Source organism: Faecalimonas hominis (assembly GCF_054660755.1).
Window position 1 is genome coordinate 1 of the sequence record NZ_BAAHSH010000084.1, and the last position, 1,427, is coordinate 1,427.

The following is a 1,427-nucleotide window of genomic DNA, read 5'->3' on the forward strand; positions in this document are numbered from 1 at the left end:
CTATACCTATTTTTACTAGTTGAACTTAGTATATCATGCCATTCTAGAATTGCCATCTGCGAAATTCGCTTACAAAACTAGTTTCTTGTTTTACAAACTGGATTGTCGTCTACAAAAAGGGACAGTCAGTTTACAAATGGGAATATCGATTACAATATCTAGTTTCTCGTATTACAAATGTGACCTCTCGGTTTACAATTCATCACTTTCTTCATAATGCCACTTCCCTTCTTATATTTTATTCTTATTTTCATTTTACTTTATCCCTTCATATTTGTCTATTATATATATTATTACTTTTAATCTATCAATATATTAGTGCATTTATCACAAATACTACTCTCAATTCTAATGAATTGAGGGTGGTATTAAAATTATCTTACACAGTTATAAGTCCCTCTATGTATATTACATAAAAGTATTTTGTGCCCATGTTTTATCTCTGTAATATACCTTATGTGTTCCTCGTCCATACTTAAATCCTGTCGCCCCTACTTTGCTAATTTTTGCTGTCTTATCTCCTTTTGTTGTCTGCTTTGAACATACTTCTCCTTTTATTTTCAATTGACCCTCTATCCTTGTTTCATACCCTCCTGGTGTTTTATTACAGTTTGTAGATGCTGTCATTGTAGAATTATAAAATCCTAAACTTCCCGTGCAACTCATCTCCGGAAAACCAGGCATACTCCCTTGCACATAACTTGATGCCTGTGATACAATTCCTCCAACTGTTAAACAAGTTACCGCTCCCGCTACTGCTAATACTTTTTTACATTTCATAACACTTCCTCCTTCTTCTCTATGAAATCTAAAGTTATTTGTTAAGTTCAAAGTACGCTATTTTTCTCAATTTGCATAGCAAAAATACTGAACATTTATTGTTTTCCTGTTATAAAACGTAACATTTTCCGCAAAAATACTGAACATTTGTTACTTTCTCCATTTTTCCATTTACATTCCTTGACTTTTCCCCTATAATACACTTCAAATCATTTAGAAACGGAGGATAATCTTATGAAAAAAATCTTTGCAACTTTATTTACTATTTTCTTTCTCACCACATCTATTACGGCTTCTGCCACAAGCAACATAGCCGAATATGATTTGAATTCTCAGCAGAAAGAACAACATTTTACACTTTTAGAATCGAGTGGAGAAACCGCTTATGTTACTATCTCACCCCTAAATCATAAACTGGCAAATAAATCATATAAAGTACAATATACTAAACCTAAAAAATGGACAGGAAAATTTATTGTCGATGTAAAAAGCAATAAATTTTCTTCTGTCCATTCGCCATCTGTTACTGCACTTACCGGATCTATTAAAAATTATTCCTTAAATAAGGATTCTTCAACAAAAGCAACTTTAAAGATTTCTTGGCTTCCAAATAATTTAGAGGCTTTGGCGAGACTATGAAGAAAAGT

General features: G+C 32.2%; 2 protein-coding genes. One reads left to right on the top strand and one right to left on the bottom strand.

Features of this window, described 5'->3' with window-relative positions:
• Positions 1–408 precede the first annotated feature (408 nt).
• The gene (locus ACYQ35_RS11630) at positions 409–780 is read right to left on the bottom strand and encodes a hypothetical protein (protein ID WP_459833757.1); all 372 of its coding nucleotides are present in this window, start codon (positions 778–780) and stop codon (positions 409–411) included.
• Between the two features lie 234 nt (positions 781–1,014).
• Between ACYQ35_RS11630 and ACYQ35_RS11635 the strand changes: the two genes are divergently transcribed.
• Positions 1,015–1,419, top strand: coding sequence for a DUF5626 family protein (locus ACYQ35_RS11635; RefSeq protein ID WP_459833760.1), 405 nt, complete (start codon positions 1,015–1,017; stop codon positions 1,417–1,419).
• The last annotated feature ends 8 nt before the right edge of the window (positions 1,420–1,427 follow it).

Bases quoted from the DNA above. Each gene is read 5' to 3' on its own strand.
- ACYQ35_RS11630 (WP_459833757.1), bottom strand. From the start codon at position 780: ATGAAATGTAAAAAAGTATTAGCAGTAGCGGGAGCGGTAACTTGTTTA.
- ACYQ35_RS11635 (WP_459833760.1), top strand. From the start codon at position 1,015: ATGAAAAAAATCTTTGCAACTTTATTTACTATTTTCTTTCTCACCACA.